15 protein-coding genes are annotated in these 16,842 nt (G+C 71.0%); 7 read left to right on the plus strand and 8 right to left on the minus strand.

All coding sequences use genetic code 11. The features are described 5' to 3' along the window. Positions 1-124 precede the first annotated feature (124 nt). The 4 genes from BLA60_RS24225 to BLA60_RS24240 all read left to right on the plus strand — a co-directional run bounded on the left by BLA60_RS24225 (position 125) and on the right by BLA60_RS24240 (position 5,089). Positions 125-907 (plus strand): hydroxypyruvate isomerase family protein, encoded by a 783-nt coding sequence (locus BLA60_RS24225; protein ID WP_075135288.1) that lies wholly within the window; start codon positions 125-127, stop codon positions 905-907. Further along, positions 904-1,785 carry a 2-hydroxy-3-oxopropionate reductase gene (locus BLA60_RS24230; RefSeq protein ID WP_245812130.1) on the plus strand — a complete coding sequence of 294 codons (882 nt, stop codon included), beginning with the start codon at positions 904-906 and terminating at the stop codon, positions 1,783-1,785. The genes BLA60_RS24225 and BLA60_RS24230 overlap by 4 nt, the downstream gene beginning before the upstream one ends. A gap of 20 nt (positions 1,786-1,805) precedes the next feature. Continuing rightward, positions 1,806-3,503, plus strand: a complete 1,698-nt coding sequence (gene gcl, locus BLA60_RS24235; protein ID WP_075135499.1) for a glyoxylate carboligase — start codon at positions 1,806-1,808, stop codon at positions 3,501-3,503. 179 nt (positions 3,504-3,682) lie between these two features. Further along, positions 3,683-5,089 (plus strand): hypothetical protein, encoded by a 1,407-nt coding sequence (locus BLA60_RS24240; protein ID WP_075135290.1) that lies wholly within the window; start codon positions 3,683-3,685, stop codon positions 5,087-5,089. 4 nt (positions 5,090-5,093) lie between these two features. On the opposite strand, the gene BLA60_RS24245 is transcribed toward BLA60_RS24240, so the two are convergent. Both BLA60_RS24245 and BLA60_RS24250 read right to left on the minus strand, forming a co-directional pair. Continuing rightward, positions 5,094-6,041, minus strand: a complete 948-nt coding sequence (locus BLA60_RS24245) for an LLM class F420-dependent oxidoreductase (protein WP_075135291.1) — start codon at positions 6,039-6,041, stop codon at positions 5,094-5,096. Further along, positions 6,032-6,850: a LysR family transcriptional regulator gene (locus tag BLA60_RS24250; protein ID WP_075135292.1), complete on the minus strand. Its 819-nt coding sequence runs from the start codon at positions 6,848-6,850 to the stop codon at positions 6,032-6,034. The genes BLA60_RS24245 and BLA60_RS24250 overlap by 10 nt, the downstream gene beginning before the upstream one ends. Positions 6,851-6,919: 69 nt before the next feature. On the opposite strand from BLA60_RS24250, the gene BLA60_RS24255 reads away from it, so the two are divergent. Continuing rightward, positions 6,920-7,639 carry an SDR family NAD(P)-dependent oxidoreductase gene (locus tag BLA60_RS24255; RefSeq protein WP_075135293.1) on the plus strand — a complete coding sequence of 240 codons (720 nt, stop codon included), beginning with the start codon at positions 6,920-6,922 and terminating at the stop codon, positions 7,637-7,639. Between the two features lie 48 nt (positions 7,640-7,687). Here the strand turns inward: BLA60_RS24255 and BLA60_RS24260 are convergent, their stop codons facing one another. The 6 genes from BLA60_RS24260 to BLA60_RS24285 form a co-directional block, all read right to left on the minus strand. After that, entirely contained in the window at positions 7,688-9,298 is a 1,611-nt protein-coding gene (locus tag BLA60_RS24260; protein WP_075135294.1) for a glycoside hydrolase family 13 protein, read from the minus strand. Between the two features lie 4 nt (positions 9,299-9,302). Next, positions 9,303-10,196, minus strand: a complete 894-nt coding sequence (locus BLA60_RS24265; RefSeq protein ID WP_075135295.1) for a carbohydrate ABC transporter permease — start codon at positions 10,194-10,196, stop codon at positions 9,303-9,305. Between the two features lies 1 nt (position 10,197). After that, on the minus strand, positions 10,198-11,136 hold the full coding sequence (locus BLA60_RS24270) for a carbohydrate ABC transporter permease (RefSeq protein ID WP_075135296.1): 939 nt from the start codon (positions 11,134-11,136) through the stop codon (positions 10,198-10,200). A gap of 60 nt (positions 11,137-11,196) precedes the next feature. Next, on the minus strand, positions 11,197-12,570 hold the full coding sequence (locus tag BLA60_RS24275) for an ABC transporter substrate-binding protein (RefSeq protein ID WP_075135297.1): 1,374 nt from the start codon (positions 12,568-12,570) through the stop codon (positions 11,197-11,199). 614 nt (positions 12,571-13,184) lie between these two features. Continuing rightward, the gene (locus BLA60_RS24280) at positions 13,185-14,207 is read right to left on the minus strand and encodes a LacI family DNA-binding transcriptional regulator (protein WP_075135298.1); all 1,023 of its coding nucleotides are present in this window, start codon (positions 14,205-14,207) and stop codon (positions 13,185-13,187) included. 10 nt (positions 14,208-14,217) lie between these two features. Beyond that, positions 14,218-14,805, minus strand: a complete 588-nt coding sequence (locus BLA60_RS24285; RefSeq protein ID WP_075135299.1) for a GNAT family N-acetyltransferase — start codon at positions 14,803-14,805, stop codon at positions 14,218-14,220. A 176-nt stretch (positions 14,806-14,981) separates the two neighbouring features. On the opposite strand from BLA60_RS24285, the gene BLA60_RS24290 reads away from it, so the two are divergent. Together BLA60_RS24290 and ku are read left to right on the plus strand one after the other, a co-directional pair. Continuing rightward, on the plus strand, positions 14,982-15,239 hold the full coding sequence (locus BLA60_RS24290; protein WP_075135300.1) for a hypothetical protein: 258 nt from the start codon (positions 14,982-14,984) through the stop codon (positions 15,237-15,239). A 74-nt stretch (positions 15,240-15,313) separates the two neighbouring features. Then, the gene (ku, locus tag BLA60_RS24295; protein WP_075135301.1) at positions 15,314-16,267 is read left to right on the plus strand and encodes a non-homologous end joining protein Ku; all 954 of its coding nucleotides are present in this window, start codon (positions 15,314-15,316) and stop codon (positions 16,265-16,267) included. The last annotated feature ends 575 nt before the right edge of the window (positions 16,268-16,842 follow it).

Consider the following 16,842-nt stretch of genomic DNA (forward strand, 5'->3'; position numbering starts at 1 on the left):
GCGGCGAAGAAGGAAGCACTGGAAGCGGCGGGGGTGAAGGTCGGCAAGACCCCGTCCGAGACCGCCGAACTCGCCCGCGCGAGCCTGGTCCAACCCGTCGCCTGAGTCCTGTTGGGAGAGTCCCGTGGCGTACCCACGTCTCGACGTCAACCTGTCCATCCTGTTCACCGAACTGCCGCTGCTGGAACGGCCGGCCGCCGCCTCGGCGCTCGGGTTCGACGCGATCGAGCTGTGGTGGCCCTTCGCCGGCCCGGTACCCGGCGACACCGAGACCGACGCGCTGGCCCGCGCCATCGACGACGCCGGGGTCCGGCTCGTCGGGCTCAACTTCGACGCCGGCGACATGGCCGCCGGCGACCGGGGCCTGCTCTCGGCCCGCTCCACCAGCCAGCGGTTCCGCGACAACATCGACGTCGCCGTCGGGTTCGCCGGCCGGATGGGGACCCGCGTGCTCAACGCCCTGTACGGCAACACCGCCGAGGACACCGACCCCGACCTCGCGCTCGAGAACCTGGCCCTGGCGGTGACTGCGGCCAGCCGCATCGACGCGACCGTGGTGGTCGAGGCGATCAACGCCCACGAGAACCCCCGCTACCCCCTCACCACCTCGAAAGCCGCGCTCGAGGTGGTGGACCAGGTGCCGGGAACGGCATTCCTGGCCGACCTCTACCACCTGCACCGGATGGGTGAGGACCCCGCGTCGCTGGTCACCAACCACGCCGACCGCTTCGGCCACGTCCAGATCGCCGACTCGCCAGGCCGGGGTCAGCCCGGCACCGGCGAGATCGACTGGAACGAGGTGTTCGACCTGCTCGCCGCGAGCCCGTACGACGGGTACGTCGGCCTGGAGTACAAGCCGGTCGGACCCAGCGCGGACAGCTTCGGATGGCTGGAGGAACGAGGATGACAACCGTCGGGTTCATCGGGCTCGGCATCATGGGCGGTCCGATGGCCGCGAACCTGCTACGCGCGGGGTTCGAGGTCATCGGGCACGACGTGGTGCCGGCCGCACGCGAACGGCTGGCCGAACAGGGCGGCACGGTCGCCGCCGGGGTCGCGCAGGCCTGCGCCGACGCCGACGTGGTGATCACCATGCTGCCCAACCACCCGCAGGTCGAGGCGGTGGCCCTCGGTGAGGGCGGCATCCTCGACTCGGCCAAACCGGGGGTGCTCTACCTCGACATGTCCACGATCCGGCCGCAGACCTCGCGGCTGATCGCGCAGGAGGCCGCCCACAAGGACGTGCGGGTGCTCGACGCGCCGGTCTCCGGCGGCGAGCGCGGGGCCATCGACGGCGTGCTGTCGATCATGGTCGGCGGCACCGAGGAGGACTTCGACGCGGCCGCCTCGGTGTTCGCCCCGCTCGGGAAGACGATCGTCCACGTCGGACCGCACGGCGCCGGGCAGACCGTCAAGGCGGCCAACCAGCTGGTCGTCGGCGGCACCTACGCGCTGGTGGCCGAGGCGATCGTGCTGCTGGAGTCCGCCGGCCTGGACGCCGGGGTCGGGCTCGACGTGCTCGCCGGCGGACTGGCCGGCAGCCGGATCCTGGAACTCAAGCGGGAGACCATGGTGGCCAGGAAGTTCGCCCCCGGTTTCCGGATCGACCTGCACCACAAGGACATGGGCATCGTGCTCGACGCGGCGCGCGAGGCCGAGGTGGCGCTGCCGGTCGGCGCGCTGGTCGCGCAGCTGATCTCGGCCGCGCGCTCCCAGGGCTACGGCCAACTAGACCACTCCGCCCTGCTCATGGTCGCGGAGAACCTCTCCGGCAAAGGGGACTGAGCGTGAAGACCATTCCGTGCATGGAGGCCGCGGTCGCGGTCATGGAGTCCGAGGGTGTCGACACGGTGTTCGGCATCCCCGGCGCGGCGATCCTGCCGCTGTACGCGGCGATGCGCACCTCGGGCATCAAGCACATCACCGTGCGGCACGAGGAGGGCGGCACGCACGCCGCGGACGGCTGGTCACGAGCCACCGGCAAGGTCGGGGTGTGCATCGGCACCTCCGGTCCTGCCGGTACCAACATGATCACCGGCCTGTACACGGCGATGGCCGACTCGATCCCGATGGTGTGCATCACCGGGCAGGCGCCCCGGGCCAAGCTGCACCAGGAGGCGTTCCAGGCGGTCGACATCGTGGAGATCGCCAAGCCGGTCACCAAGTGGGCGGTGCAGCTCAAGGAGCCAGGCCAGGCGCCGTGGGTGTTCCGCGAGGCGTTCCGGATCGCCAGGTCCGGCCGCCCGGGTCCGGTGCTGATCGACCTGCCGCTGGACGTGCAGCGCGGGATGTGCGGCTACGACCCGGCGATCGACGAGCCGCTGCCGGTCGAGGTGCCCCAGCCCTCGGCCTCGCGGGTGCGGGCGGCGGTCGACCTGCTGCTCTCGGCCCAGCGCCCGCTGATCCTGGCCGGCGGCGGGGTGATCATCGCCGACGCGACGGCCGAGCTGATGGAGCTGGCGACGTCGCTGAACATCCCCGTGCAGGTCACGCTGATGGGCAAGGGCGCCTTCCCCGAGGACCACGAGCTGTTCGCCGGGATGGCCGGGTTGCAGACCCAGACCCGCTGGGGCAACCAGGCGTTCCTGGAGAGCGACCTGGTGCTGGCGGTCGGCGCGCGCTTCGGGGACCGGCACACCGGTGACCTGTCCGTCTACACCAAGGGCCGCCGGTTCATCCACGTCGACATCGAGGCCACCCAGATCGGCAAGGTGTTCGAGCCCGACCTCGGCGTCGTTGGCCACGCGCGGCCGACGCTCGCGGCGATCAGCGCGTGCGCCAAGGCGGTGCCGGCGACCCCGCGCCCCGGCGACTGGCCGGCCAGGGTGGCGTCGCTGCGGTCCTCGCTCGGCCGGCGCGACGACTTCGACGACGTGCCGATCAAGCCGCCGAGGGTGTACCGGGAGCTCAACGAGTTCTTCGGGCCGGACACCACGTTCGTCACCGCGATCGGGCTGTACCAGATCTGGTCGGGCCAGTTCCAGCACACCTACCTGCCCCGGCGGTACCTGGTGTGCGGGCAGGCCGGTCCGCTGGGCTGGGAGGTGCCGGCGGCGATGGGCGTCAAGTGCGCCTTCCCCGAGCGCCAGGTCGTGGCCGTGGCCGGCGACTACTCGTTCCAGTTCCTCATGGAGGAGATCGCGGTCGCCGCGCAGTACCGGATCCCGTTCGTGATCGTCATGGTGAACAACGAGTACCTCGGGCTGATCCGGCAGGCGGAGATCCCCTACGAGATGAACTACGCCGTGGACCTGCACTACGGCGAGGGCGGCATCGACCACGTCCAGCTGATGTCGGCGTTCGGGTGTCCGGCGCGCCGGGTGGAACACCCCGGCGAGATCCGCGAGGCGCTGGCCTGGGCGTCGGCCGAGTCAGCCGAACAGTCCCTGCCGGTCCTGGTGGAGATCATGGTCGAACGCGAGGCGAACGCGGCGATGGGCCCGGTGTCCATCGACGAGATCAAGGAGTTCGAGCCGCTGCCGGAGCTGACCCCGGCCGACTGAACGGGAGTTGACCCGCATCACCAGGCGCCGCCGGTCGTTGAACACGGTGACGGGGGTGGCCTGGTGTGCGGGTCACCCCCGTTTTTCTGGCTCGGAGTACCATCCCTGCTCTGGTTCGGGGCACCATCGGGGATGAAGCGAGCACACAGTTGATCCCACGACTCGGGCAACACCACGGCATGCTCAGCTCACACGTCGAGTGGCCGGACGACCCTGACCCGCACAGCGGAGACGAGTCGCCGTTCGCGCCACGGGCACCGCTGCGCCGCCTGCGGGTGATGATCGACGGCGACCTGTACCGCGTCCCGGCGCAGACCGCCGCGACCGTGGAGGAGGTCCTGACCGGCCTGCTCGGCCACGAGCACGTGACCTGCTTCCGCTACGCCGACAACGGTCCGCCGCCGGGCACCCGCCCCTACGAGCTGACCGACGGTGGCCGCGCCTACGAGGGCTGGGTGACCGTCGACCCACCGGACGGGCGGCCGGAGAGCCGGGGCATCGTGTTCTGCGCCAACCGAAGACCCGTGCGCGCCACGGCCTACCTCGACCGCCGCCGGCACGCCGACGAGGCCGTCGCCTACCTGGACCTCGCCCCCGAGGTCGCCGCGGCCCGGCGCTCGGCCGACGCGCTGGCCCTGCGGGTGGCGTTGGGCATGGACGCCGACCTGTTCGTGACCGAGCGGCCCTACCTGTACCTGGCGCGCGGCCGGTCGTCGCGGACCAAGGTGGCGCGCCCGGCCGAGGCGCTGGCGGTCGTCGGCCTGTACCTGCGCGGTCAGGGCGTCTACTCGGTCGACCCGCCGCTGCCCCGGGGCGACTACTTCGCGGTCGGGGCGATGGAGCTGATGCCGGCGGTGTGGCGCTGGTCGGCCGCCTGCCACCAGTCCGCCGCCGCCGCGGGCCTGGCCGGCGCCCTGATCGCCAGGGTCGCCAGGGCACTGGAGTCCCGCGACACCCTGCACCAGGTGATCAACCGCGCCAAGACCGCCGACACCCCGTCGGCGGTCCTGTCGTGCCTGGACGACGTGGTCCTGCGGCTGTCCTCGGCGGTGGAGATCTCGGCGAGGGTCGCCCACCTGGCGCTGGACCTGGGGGAGCGCCACCCGGCCGGCTGGCAGCGCCAGGACTGGGTGAAGAAGGTCCGCGAGAAGGACAAGAACCTGGCGGCGCTGGTCGGCGACCGCAGCCCCGGCCGCGTCCTGGTCAAGGGCATCGGGGCGCTGCGCGACTCCCTGCACCTGTCCGAACTGGACGGCCTGCTGGGCGCGCGACGGCCCGAGCGCCCCAGCGTGCTGGTGACCCTGCCGTCCTCGTCGGCCACGGAGCTGGCGGCGCTGTTCGACCACTTCGGCACCGCCACGGCCTGGGGCGTGCACGAGGTCGACCAGGGCGTGCGGTACGCCGACCCCGGGGTGTTCGTGGACCAGCTGGTGGTCCGCACGATCGGTTTCCTGAACGTGGTGATGGCCAGGACACCGGTGGAACGCCTGCCCAACGTCCACGGGCCGCTGCCGGACTCGCCGTGGTCGGCCGGCCACCACCCGGAACCCGCCCGCCGCGGCATCCGCTGGCAGCTGGGTCTGTGACTCCCTAGGCGAGGGCGGTGAGGGTGCGTTCCCCGGCCGGGTCCCCGGCGGTGGCCGGCACGAGGGCGACCTCGTCGAGCCCGGCCTCGGCGTAGGTCGCCAGTCGCGCGCGGACGGTGTCGGCGCTGCCGACCAGCCCGACGGTGGTGGCGGCGTCGTCGGGGAGCGCGGCGAGGACCTCGTCGCGCGGGGCGCCGGCGTCGAACAGGCCGATGGCCGCGCCGAAGCCGGCGCCGAGGAAGACCTCGCGGTAGCCCTGGACCGGGAAGTAGCCGACGACCGAGCGCCGCAGCTGGTCCAGGGAGGCGTCGTCGGGGTCGACGGCCGCCGGCAGCCACGCCGCGAGCCGGGGCGCCGGACGCCGGTGGCGGGCGGCGGCCAGGTCAAGGGTGGCCCGCAGCTCCCGAACCTGGTCGACGCTGACCACGTCCAACAGCATCCGGTCGGCATACCGCGCGGCGACGTCGACCGCCCTGGTCCCGAACGCGGCGACGGTCAACGGACCGGTGGCCGGCGGGAGCCTCGGGGTGAACCCGTGGGTGTCGGTGGCGCCGAACCACTCGCCGCGCCGGTGGGCGGTGTAGGCGCGGGCGGCGGCGCGCAGGTCGGCGACCGGCCTCGCCCGAGGCCGCCCGTGCACCCCTTCGACGACCCGCACGCTGGACGTGCCCAGCGCCACCCCCACCGGCCGCCCGACCACCCCCTCGACACCGGCCGCGCCCCGCACGAGGGTCGCCGGATCACGCACCGACACCGGAACCGGCCCGGCGGTCAGCGCCACCCGCGAGGTGCCCAGCCCCACCGCGGTGGCCAGCACGAACGCGTCCCACGTCGGACCTTCACCGAGCCAGACCTCCCGGTACCCCAACCGGTCGGCCAGCGCGGCGCACCGCAGCGCCTCCTCGGGGGGTTGCCCGTCCTCCCGGGACGCGGCGACCACACTCAGTTCCACGGCGACACCTCCGAGGCCAACAGCACCAGCTTCGCCAGCGTGCGCGACCGGCTGTCCTCCCGCCAGGCGAGCGCCACCGACGAGGTGTCCCCGTCGGCGAGCGGAACCGTGGCGAGCCCGGGAGGCAGATGCCCGACGAACGACGCCGGCAGCACCGCGAGCGTCCCGCCGAGCGAGACCAGCTGCGTGACCTGCCCGGTGTCGCGAATCGGCCCACCCAGCGACGGACACTCCCCGGTCCAGGTGAACACCTCCTCACCGGCGAGGTCGGCGCGACTCAACGATTCCCGGTCCGCCAGCCGGTGGCTGGCCGGCAGCAACACGACCTCGCCGTCGGTGAGCAGAACCTGCGTGGCCAACCCCGCCGGCTCGTCATAGGGAAGGTGCAGGAGGGCGACGTCGGCCTCTCCCATCCGCAACAGGTGTTCCTGTTCCCCGATCCCGCACAGTCGCAGCTGGACGTCAAGCGCCTCGCTCGCGCACCGGGCGAGCAGTTTCTCCAGGATCCCGCCGTCCCCACCGGGCTTGACGGCGAGCACGAGCCCGGGAGCCCCCGCCCGTCGGGTCAACTGCTCGGCGGCGGTGAGCGCCGTCAACGCCTTGCGGCCCTCGCGCAGCAGGGTCTCCCCGGCCGCCGTCAACTCCACCCGCCGACTCGTGCGGTCCAGCAACCGCACGCCCAGCCGGCGTTCCAGCCGCTGAATGGCCCGCGACAGCGGAGGCTGCGCCATCCCGAGCCGCTGCGCCGCCCGCCCGAAGTTCAACTCCTCCGCCACCGCGACGAAGTACCCCAACTCACGGCTTTCCATACCCCGAGGGTATAGCGCCCCACCCAACGGGTCCTGGCCCGCACGCGCCGTCGATGATGTCCTCGACCCATGAACGAACGCAGGACCGCCCTGGTCACCGGGGCGAACAAGGGCATCGGCTTCGCCATCGCCGCCCAACTGGCCGCCCGGGGCTTCACGGTCCTGGTCGGGGCACGGGACGCCACCCGCCGAGCCGCCGCCCTGTCCCGGCTGACAGGCGATGTCCACGGCGTGGAACTGGACGTCACCGACGAACCCGGCGTGACCCAGGCGGCCAAGGAGATCCGAACCCGCTTCGGCGCCCTCGACGTCCTGGTCAACAACGCCGGCATCACCGGCGACGGCACCCAGGTCCCCGGCTCCGGTGGCCTTCCCGAGATCCGCCGCGTGTTCGACGTCAACGTCTTCGGCGTCATCACGGTCACCGAGGCCATGCTCCCCCTGCTACGCCCCGGCGCCCGCGTCGTGAACGTCTCCAGCTCCGTGGGCTCCCTGACCGACATGACCGCCCCCGCCGGCGGCTCCCTGGCGGACATGCCGGCGATGCTCGGCTACCCCGTCTCCAAGACGGCCCTCAACGCCGTCACCGCCCAGTACGCCAAACACCTGCGACACCAGGGCATCCTCGTCAACGCCATCTGCCCCGGCTACGTGGCCACGGACCTCAACGGCAACGACGGCCCCAGGACCCCGGACCAGGCCGCCACCCTGGCCGTCCACATGGCGACCCTGGGCCCCGACGGCCCCACCGCGGCCTTTGTGGACGACAACGGCCCCATCACCTGGTAGCGACAGGAGAACCGGGCGCCTCCGTTCGGCGGAGGCGCCCGGCAGGCCTCAGCGGCGAAGCCACACAGCGGTGTCGGCGGGCAACCGTCCGCCCACCAACTCCCCACTGCACACCAGAACCTCGGAGTACCCGGGCAACTCCACCGCCTCGCCCGACAGGTTCACCACACAGACGAACCCGTCCCCCCGGGCGAACCCCAACACCCCCGCCCCCCTCTCCAGCCACCGCATGGACCCGTCGCCCAACGCGGACTCCTCGGCACGAACCCGCAACGCCCGCCGGTACAACTCCAACATCGACGACGGATCATCGGCCTGCCGTTGCGCCGTGAACGCCCCCCACCCCGCCGGCTGCGGCAACCACGGCGCCGCCCCGTTGCCGCTGAACCCGTAGGGCGAGGTCTCCCCGGACCACGGCACCGGAACCCGACACCCGTCCCGCCCGATGTCGCGCCCGGCGGTCCGCGCGAACACCGGGTCCTGCCGAACCTCGTCCGGCAGGTCCTCCACCTCCGCGAGCCCGAGTTCCTCCCCCTGGTAGATGTAGACCCCGCCGGGCAGCGCCATCGTGAGCAGGGCGGCGGCGCGTGCCCGGCGGGTCCCCAGCACCGGGTCGGTAGGGGCCCGGTGCTGGCGGTCGGCGAACGAGAACGACGTGTCGGCCCGCCCGTACCGCGTCACGTGCCGGGTCACGTCGTGGTTGGACAGCACCCAGGTGGCCGGCGCGTTCACCGGCGCGTGGGCGGCGAGGGTCGCCGTGATCACCTCACGCAACCGGTCGGCGTCCCACGGGCAGGACAGGAAGTCGAAGTTGAACGCCGAGTGCAGCTCGTCGGGTCGCAGGTACATGGCGAACCGCTCCGGGTCGGGCAGCCACATCTCGCCGACGAACACCCGCTTGTCCGGGTAGCTGTCGGCGATCCGCCGCCACCGCCGGTAGATCTCGTGCACGCCGTCGAGGTCGGAGTAGGGCAGCGGCGCGGTCTCGTCGGTCACGTCCGGCAGCCCGTCGGCCTTGACCAGGCCGTCGGCGACGTCGATGCGGAAGCCGTCGACGCCCCGGTTGAACCAGAACCGCAGGATGTCCTCGAACTCCTCGGCGACCTCGGGGTCGGTCCAGTTCAGGTCGGGCTGGCGGGAGGAGTACAGGTGCAGGAACCATTCACCGGGCGTGCCGTCGGGTTCGGTGACCCGCGTCCACGCCGGCCCACCGAAGCGCGACTGCCAGTTGTTCGGTGGCAGCTCACCGTGCTCACCCCGGCCGGGACGGAACCAGAACCGTTGGCGCTCGGGCGATCCGGGGCCGGCGGCGACCGCGGCGGTGAACCACGGGTGCACGTCGGAGCAGTGGTTGGGGACGATGTCGATGATGATCCGGATGCCGAGGGTGTGCGCCTCCTCGATCAGTTTCTCCGCCTCGGCCAGCGTGCCGAACGCGGGCTCGATGTCGCGGTAGTCGGCGACGTCGTAGCCGCCGTCGTCCATCGGCGACGGGTACCAGGGGTTGAACCAGATCGCGCCGATGCCCAGCTCCGACAGGTACGGCAGCCTGGTGCGCACGCCGGCGAGATCGCCGGTGCCGTCACCGTCGCCGTCGGCGAAGCTGCGGATGTAGACCTGGTAGATCGCCGCGCCGCGCCACCAATCGTGTTGTGCCACGAAATCACCCCTTGATACCGCCGGCCGTGAGACCGGCCAGGATCTGCCGTTGGAAAATCAGGAATGCCACGACCATCGGGATGCTCGCCAGCACGAGACCGGCGATCATCAGGTTGATCGGGGTGAATTCCTCGTAGCGCTGTAGCGCCACACTCAGGGTCTGGATGCCGGGGTCCTGCAGGACCAGCAGCGGCCAGATGAAGTCCTTCCACGCCGCGACCACCGCGAAGATCGACACCACGGCGAGGATCGGCCGGGACAACGGCAGCACGATCCGCACGAGGGTGGTGACGTTGCCGGCACCGTCGATGCGCGCCGCGTCGAGCAGTTCGGTCGGGATCTGGTCGAAGAACCGCTTGAGCAGGTAGATGTTGAACGCGTTCGCCGCCGCCGGCAGCCAGATCGCGGCGGGGGAGTTGATCAGGTTGACGTCGAGGAGCGGGACGTCGGTGATGGTCAGGTAGGTCGGCACGAGCAGCGCCGAGGCCGGCAGCATCAGCGTGGCCAGCATCAGCCCGAGCACCCACTTGCCGAGCACGGGGCGCAGCTTGGACAGCGCGTAGGCGGCCGGCACGCACACCGCGAGCTGCACCAGCCAGGCGCCGGCGGCGACGACGACGGTGTTGCGGAAGTAGCCGGCCAGCTCCATGAAGTCCCACGCCTCGCGGTAGGCGCCGACGTCGGGTGATTCGGGCAGGATGGTCGGCGGCATCTGGGCCAGCTCGGCCGGGGACTTCATCGCGCCGAGCAGCATCCACACCAGCGGCGTGACGAACGCGGCGGTGAACAGCAGGAACACCACGCCGAAGACCAGCCAGTAGCCGATCCTGCCGGACCGCTTCTCCAGCGTCCACGGTGACAGCAGTGTCCTGTTCGGACGTTCCTTGCGGACGGTCATGTCAGCTCCTGGTCCTGGTGAGCCGCAGGTACAGCGCGGAGAACGCACCGAGGACGACGAACAGCAGCAGGCTCAACGCGCTGGCCGTGCCGAAGTCGTTGTAGACGAAGGCATACCGGTAGAGCAGCAGGAGCAGGGTGACCGTGGAGTCCTCCGGGCCGCCGCCGGTCATGATGTAGGGCTCGGTGAACACCTGCATGGTGGCCACGATCTGCATCAGCATCATCACCAGCAGCACGAACCGGGTCTGCGGGATCGTGACGTGCCGCAGCCGCTGCCACACGTTCGCCCCGTCCAGTTCGGCCGCCTCGTACAGTTCACCGGGGATGGTCGCCAGCGCCGCGAGGTAGATCAGCGTCGCGGAGCCCATCGACGCCCAAGTGGCCACGATGACCAGCGAGATCATCGACGTGCCGGTGTCGTCCAGCCAGGACAGCTCGGGCAGTCCGAACAGTCGCAGCGCGCTGTTGAACAGGCCGGGGCCGGGGTCGTAGAACCACTTCCAGAGGATCGCCACGACCACCGGGGGCAGCATCACCGGCAGGTAGACCACGATCCGGAAGTACGGTTTGGCGTGCCGCAGCTCGTTGAGCACCACGGCCACCGCGAACGGGATGGCGAACCCGATGACCAGGGCCAGTCCGGTGAACAGCAGCGTGTTGCGCCAGGCGATGCCGAACAGCGGGTCGGCGAACAGGGTCTGGAAGTTCTGCCAGCCGACCCATTCCGGGTCGGTGATGAAGTTGACCTGCTGGAAGCTCAGCAGCACCCCGCGCACGATCGGGTACCAGGAGAACAGCGCGAACACGACCAGCGCCGCGCACAGGAACCCGTAGGCGGTGAGGTTGTCGAGAACCTTGCGACGCAGCCGGCCGACCCGGTCGGCCGGCGCCGGTGGCCCTCCGGTGTCGCGCGGCGGCGCGAGGACGGTGGTTGACATCGGCACTCCCGGTGGGGGGACCCGGCCGGGGCGGTGTTGTCCCACCCCGGCCGGATCGGCTCAGTTGACCTGCGCGAGCGCCTGGTTGACCTTGGACTCCGCGTCGGCGAGCAGCGTGTCGATGTCGGCGTCCTTGTTCGTGAGCACGCCCTGCATCACGTTGTCCAGCGCGGCGTAGACCTGCTGGGCGTTGGGCGGCTCGATGTGCTTGCTCAGTTCGGTGAGGCCGTCGACGAACGCCTGGTAGTTCTCGACCGGGACGTTCGCGTACTTCTCCCGCAGGGCCTTCTGCTTCTCTTGGAGTTCGCCGGTCCAGACGTCGGCGGCGGCGTTGGGCGGGGCGGTCGGCAGGCCGATCGGCTGGTCCTGCTCGGCGTAGCTCTTGAGCGTGGACTCCATGCGGTCGGGGTTGAGGTACTTCCACTGGATCCAGGTCAGCCCGGCGCGGATCTTGTCGGGGGTGGCTTTGGGGTTGAGCATGTAGCCCTCGCCGCCGATCAGGGTGCCCTGCCCGCCGGGCAGCGGGGCGAGGCCGACGTCGGCGTAGTCGCCGCCGAACTGGTTGACCAGCGGCGGGATGTTGTCGGGGGCGCCGACGAACATGCCGAGCTTGCCGGCGCCGAACATCTTCTGGGCGTCCTCGAACTCGAGGAGCTGCTTGGCGCCCAGCGAGTTGTCCTCCCAGCGCATGGCGTGCAGGGTCTCGGCGACCTCGCGGCCCTTGTCGTTGTTGAAGTCGGCGACCCACTTGTCGCCGTCCTTCTTGGCGACCTGCCCGCCGACCGAGTACATCCAGGTGGTGAAGTGCCAGCCGCCCTGGTTGTTGCGGGACAGCTCGGCAAGGCCCTGGGTGTTGTTGCCCAGCGCGGTGATCTTCCTGGCGGCTTCGCGGACCTCGTCCCAGGTGGTGGGCGGGGTGTTGGGGTCGAGGCCGGCCTGGGTGAAGAGCGTGCGGTTGTAGAGCAGGCCCATCGAGTAGTTGGCGGTGGGCAGGCCGTAGATCTTGCCCTGGTCGTCGGTGAAGATGTCGCGCAGCTCGGGCTGGATTTCCTCGTAGTGCGGGACGTCCTTGACGAAGTCGGAGATGTCGGCGGCCTGGCGCCGGGCGATCAGGTTGGCCGGGTCGGTGAGGTAGACGTAGAAGACGTCCTCAAGCTGCCCGCCGGCGAGCTTCGCGGCGAACGTCGTGGGATCCATGAACCCCTCGCGGGGCTCGATGTCGATCTCCGGGTGCTCCTTCTCGAAGGCGGCGACGTCGGCGTCGAACACCTTCCGCTCGAACGGCTGACTCTTGGCCGGCTGCCCGTTCACCGTGATGGTGATCTTGCCGCCGGCGGACTCACCCCCGCCGTCGTCTCCGCTACCGCAGGCGGCGACCGTCAGGCCCGCCGCCAGCGCCAAGGCCAGTGTTCTGCGCTGAATACCTGTGCTCATTGTCTGGACAACCTTGCGTGGTGGGGACCGGACGAAAATCTGTGAGCCACACCATAGATCGCCCCAGCACAAAGACGCAAGACTCCGACAACATCCACGTAAAAACCCGACTCCACAGCGGTCAGGTGAACGCGAACGTCCCACCCGTCGTACGACCAGCGGATGTTTTCGCGGACGCCGGGGCCGGCGGTGGCGGTGCGGCGCCCCGCGTGGAGGAGTCGACGCCCGTCGCTCGGCGCCGCGCGTGCGGGGGTCGCCACGGCGTTCACCACCGCGCGCGTTCGGCCCGATATCGGGACCGTCAGCGAAGTGCCGGCCGACGCCCGTCGGTGATGATCCGGGAGCACCGTCGCCCAGCGCCGGAACGTCGTGGTCAGGAGGCGGGGAACGCGCTGTGGGGCAGCCTGGTGCCGTCGGTGGCCTGGCCAGCTCGTCGGCCGGCGCGAGCCCGCTGCTCCGGCGTCGCGGACCAGCTGTTCAGCGCCGCCGGCGTCGCGGCTGGGGTGCCGCCTTCCCCGGTTGCCGACGCTTCGGTGTGGGCGTGTTCGTCACGCCGGCGGCGCGGAGCGTTTCCGGGGGTGGTGGCGGGTGAAGGTCCAGGGTGCGGGAGCGGGTCAGGCCATGCTGGGGCGGCGGGTCCTGGCGGGGGCGGCGGAGGCGCGCACGACCAGCTCCGGTTCGAAGAGGAGTTCCTCCATGGAGACCTCGATGCCGGCGATCTGGTTGACCAGCAGGTCGACCGCCGCCCGGCCCATCGCTTCGATGGGCTGGCGCACGGTGGTCAGCGGCGGGTCGGTGCAGGTCATGAAGGCCGAGTCGTCGTAGCCGATGACGGAGACGTCGTCGGGGGTGTTGAGGCCGAGGCGCCGGACGGCGCGGATGACGCCGAGGGCCAGCGGGTCGCTGCCGCAGATGAGGCCGGTGATGCCGGTCTGCACCAGCCGCGTGCCGACGGCCTGACCGCCCTCGACGGAGAACATGGTGTGCCCGACGTTGCTGTCGTCGACCGTGATGCCGGCGCGCTCGGCGCACTGGCGGAACGCAACCAGCTTGCGCTGCGACGGAAGATGATCACGCGGGCCGAGAACCAACCCGATCCGTTCGTGGCCCAGCGCGACGAGATGGCCGAACGCCTGCTCGATGGCGACGGCGTCGTCGCAGGACACCACCGGGTAGTCGAGGTCGATCGACGCGTTGACCAGGACGACCGGCAGCTTGCGCCGGGCGAGCTGGTAGTGGTGCTCGTGCGAGGCGTCGGCCTCGGCGTGGCTGCCGCCGGCGAACACCACACCGGAGACCTGCTGGGCCAGCAACAGCTCCACGTAGTCCGGTTCGGACACCCCGCCGGTGCAGGTGCACAGCACCGGCGTGAAGCCCTGCTGGGCGAGCGCGCTGCCGACGACGTCGGCCAAGGCGGGAAAGATCGGGTTCTGCAGCTCGGGCAGCACGAGTCCGACGAGCCGGGCACGTTCGCCGCGTAGCTGGGTCGGTCGTTCGTAGCCGAGCACGTCCAGCGCGGTGAGCACGGCCTGCCGGGTCGCCTCGGACACGCCGGGCTTGCCGTTGAGCACCCGGCTCACCGTCGCCTCGCTGACGCCCACCTTCTGGGCCACTTCGGACAGCCGTCGTTGCGCCATGGCCGCAACTCTACGACAGCCCGTGCAAGTTCTTGCGCTGGTTTGCGGAATCGCCCCATTCGTCCTGGTCGAGCGAGTACCGGACCTCGCCGTGCTCGGATCCCGGGATCGGCGCGTACGGCGGGAAGTAGGTGTGCCGGTAACGCAGCCCGACCTTCTCCATCACGCGCCGCGACCGGGCGTTGACGGTCATCGTGTCGGCGACGACCCGCCGCAGCCCGAGCGCGACGAAGGCGTGCCGGAGCAGGGCCGTGCTGCCCTCGGTGGCATAGCCGTGGCCCCACGCCGCGCGCCGCAGCCGGTAACCCAGCTCCGCCTCGCCCGCCGGGGCGTCCGGGTCGCGCACCAGCATGAACCACCCGACGAACTCGTCACCGCCCCTGGTGAACGCCGCGAACACGCCGTGCCCGGGGTGCTGGAGGTAGTCCTCGACGATCCGGGGCAGCGTGGAGCTCTCGATCCGCTCACGCGAGGTCGGCCGGCCGCCGGTGAGGTGGCGCATGACCTCGGGGTCGCTGTCGAGCTCGACGAGCAGGTCGGCGTCATCGAGGGTGAACCGTCGCAGCCGCAGGCGCTCGGTCTCCAGGAAGGCGTGCATGGCCGGGATCCTGGCAGTGCGAGTGCCGCCCTGGTGACCCATTTTTCGGACACCGCGTTCGGGCACCGCGTTTTGGGCACCGCGTCCGGCACCGCGTTCGAACGGCGCGTTTCGAACGGCGCCCGCCCGGAGTGTCTCCCCGGTGCGCGCCGGATCCGGTGGCAGCATGCCCGACCGTGGCGGTGATCCTTCCGGCGTCGGTGTTGACCTCCCATCTGGAGTCGTGTGCCGCCGAGTTGGCGGCCTCGTTGCCGCCCGACGACCTCGGCGCGGTGCTGGCCCAGCTGGTGTCCGGCCAGCGCCATATCGCGAGTACTTTGTCCCGTTTGTCAGAGTTTCACACTGGCCCCCTCTCCGAGGTCCTCCAGGCTGCGTCGAGGGCCGCCGAGCACGCCGCGGAGGCACTCGCCGAGGGTGAACATTTGTTCGAATAGATCACCCGTTTGGGCCTTTGACCTGCACGTCTGTGCCGATAATCTGCACATGACGTCAACGGGGAGGAACACCCATGCGAAGCGTCTGGAACGGCACGATCAAGATCGGCGCGGCGAGCATCCCGGTCCGCGCCTACGGCGCGACGGAGGAGCGGTCCACCGGCCTGCACCAGGTGCACGCGAGCGACGGCGGCCGCATCCGGCACCGCAAGATCTGCGAGGTCGACGGCACGGTGGTGGAGGGCGCGGACGTGGCACGCGGCTACGTCCTGCCCGGCGGCGACACCGTCGTCCTGACCGACGAGGACCTGGCGCTGCTGCCGCTGTCCACCTCCAAGGCGATCGAGGTACAGACGTTCGCCCCGATCACCGAGATCGACCCGATCTACTTCGCGCGTAGCTATCACCTGGAGCCCGAGCCCGTGGGCACCAAGCCGTACCTGTTGTTGTCCGAGGCCCTCCAGCAGTCCGGTCGAGTGGCGATCGTCAAGGTGGCGTTGCGTCAGCGGGAGTCGCTCGGGGTGCTGCGGATCCGTGACCAGGTCATCGTCCTGGAAACGATGCTCTGGCCCGACGAGATCCGCCCGCCCGAGTTCCCCTTCCTCCACCAGGACGTGGCGATCTCCGAGGACGAGCTGACCGAGGCGGTGGCGCTGATCGACGCGTTGAGCGAGTCCTTCAGCCCCGCCCGCTACACGGACAGGTACAAGGAGGCCCTCTCCGAGTTGGTCCGCGCCAAGATCGAGGGCAACGAGGTGGTCCAGCCCACCGCCGCCCGCCAGAGGGAACGCGCCGGTGACCTCCTCACCGCCCTGCGAACCTCCTTGGCGGACAAGGAAAACTCGCCCACCGACGCGCCGCCCACCGACGCCCCGTCCACCGCCGCCCGGCCCACCGACAACTCGCCCACCGGTGGCTCGGGCGCCGGTGACCCGGTTGCCAAGGCCAGGGCCGCCGAGACCAAGGCCGCCGAGGCGAGGAAGACCGCCAGGCGGGCCGCTCGCCGCCCCCGGACCCCGACGCGCTGATCGTCTCCCGTCAGCCCGGTGGTCGGCCGTGATGCGGTCGGCCGCCGGGCTGACGTGTCGAGACCCACGGCCGCCACCCTGCTCGAGGTTCGGTCGAGCCGTCCGCCCCGCGCGGTGGTGACGGCGTGCGCGTCGGGTGCGGCGAAGGGGAACGTTCGCCGGGGGAGACGAGCGGACAGGTGGCCAAGGGGCGTGGGCGTCGAGTGGGGTGAGGTCGTGGTTGCCGATGTGGGCGGCCGGCTCCCGCGCGCGTCCGTTGACGGCCCTGCGCCGTCGCGTCGCTGACGGGATGCCCCACGCCGGCCGCTGTCGCGCGACCGGTCAGCGGTCGTCGCCCGGACGTGCCCTGCTCGCCTGACTGTGTCGTTCACGGTGTTCTCCCTTTCTCCCGATGTCCGCCAGTCAACCCGACTCGGACGACCGGTGGGGGTCGTCGGCCGCGCCTGTGGACAACTTCGGGTCGCGAACGGAAGTCAGATCCCTCGCACATGGCACGGCTGGACCATGTGTCCACAGCGCGCCGACGCGTAAGCCGACACTGTCGGTGTGGGGCGGTAGCGTGGTGACCGGGGGCC

Origin of the sequence: Actinophytocola xinjiangensis (assembly GCF_001921215.1) — a bacterium.
GTDB classification, from domain to species: domain Bacteria; phylum Actinomycetota; class Actinomycetes; order Mycobacteriales; family Pseudonocardiaceae; genus Actinophytocola; species Actinophytocola xinjiangensis.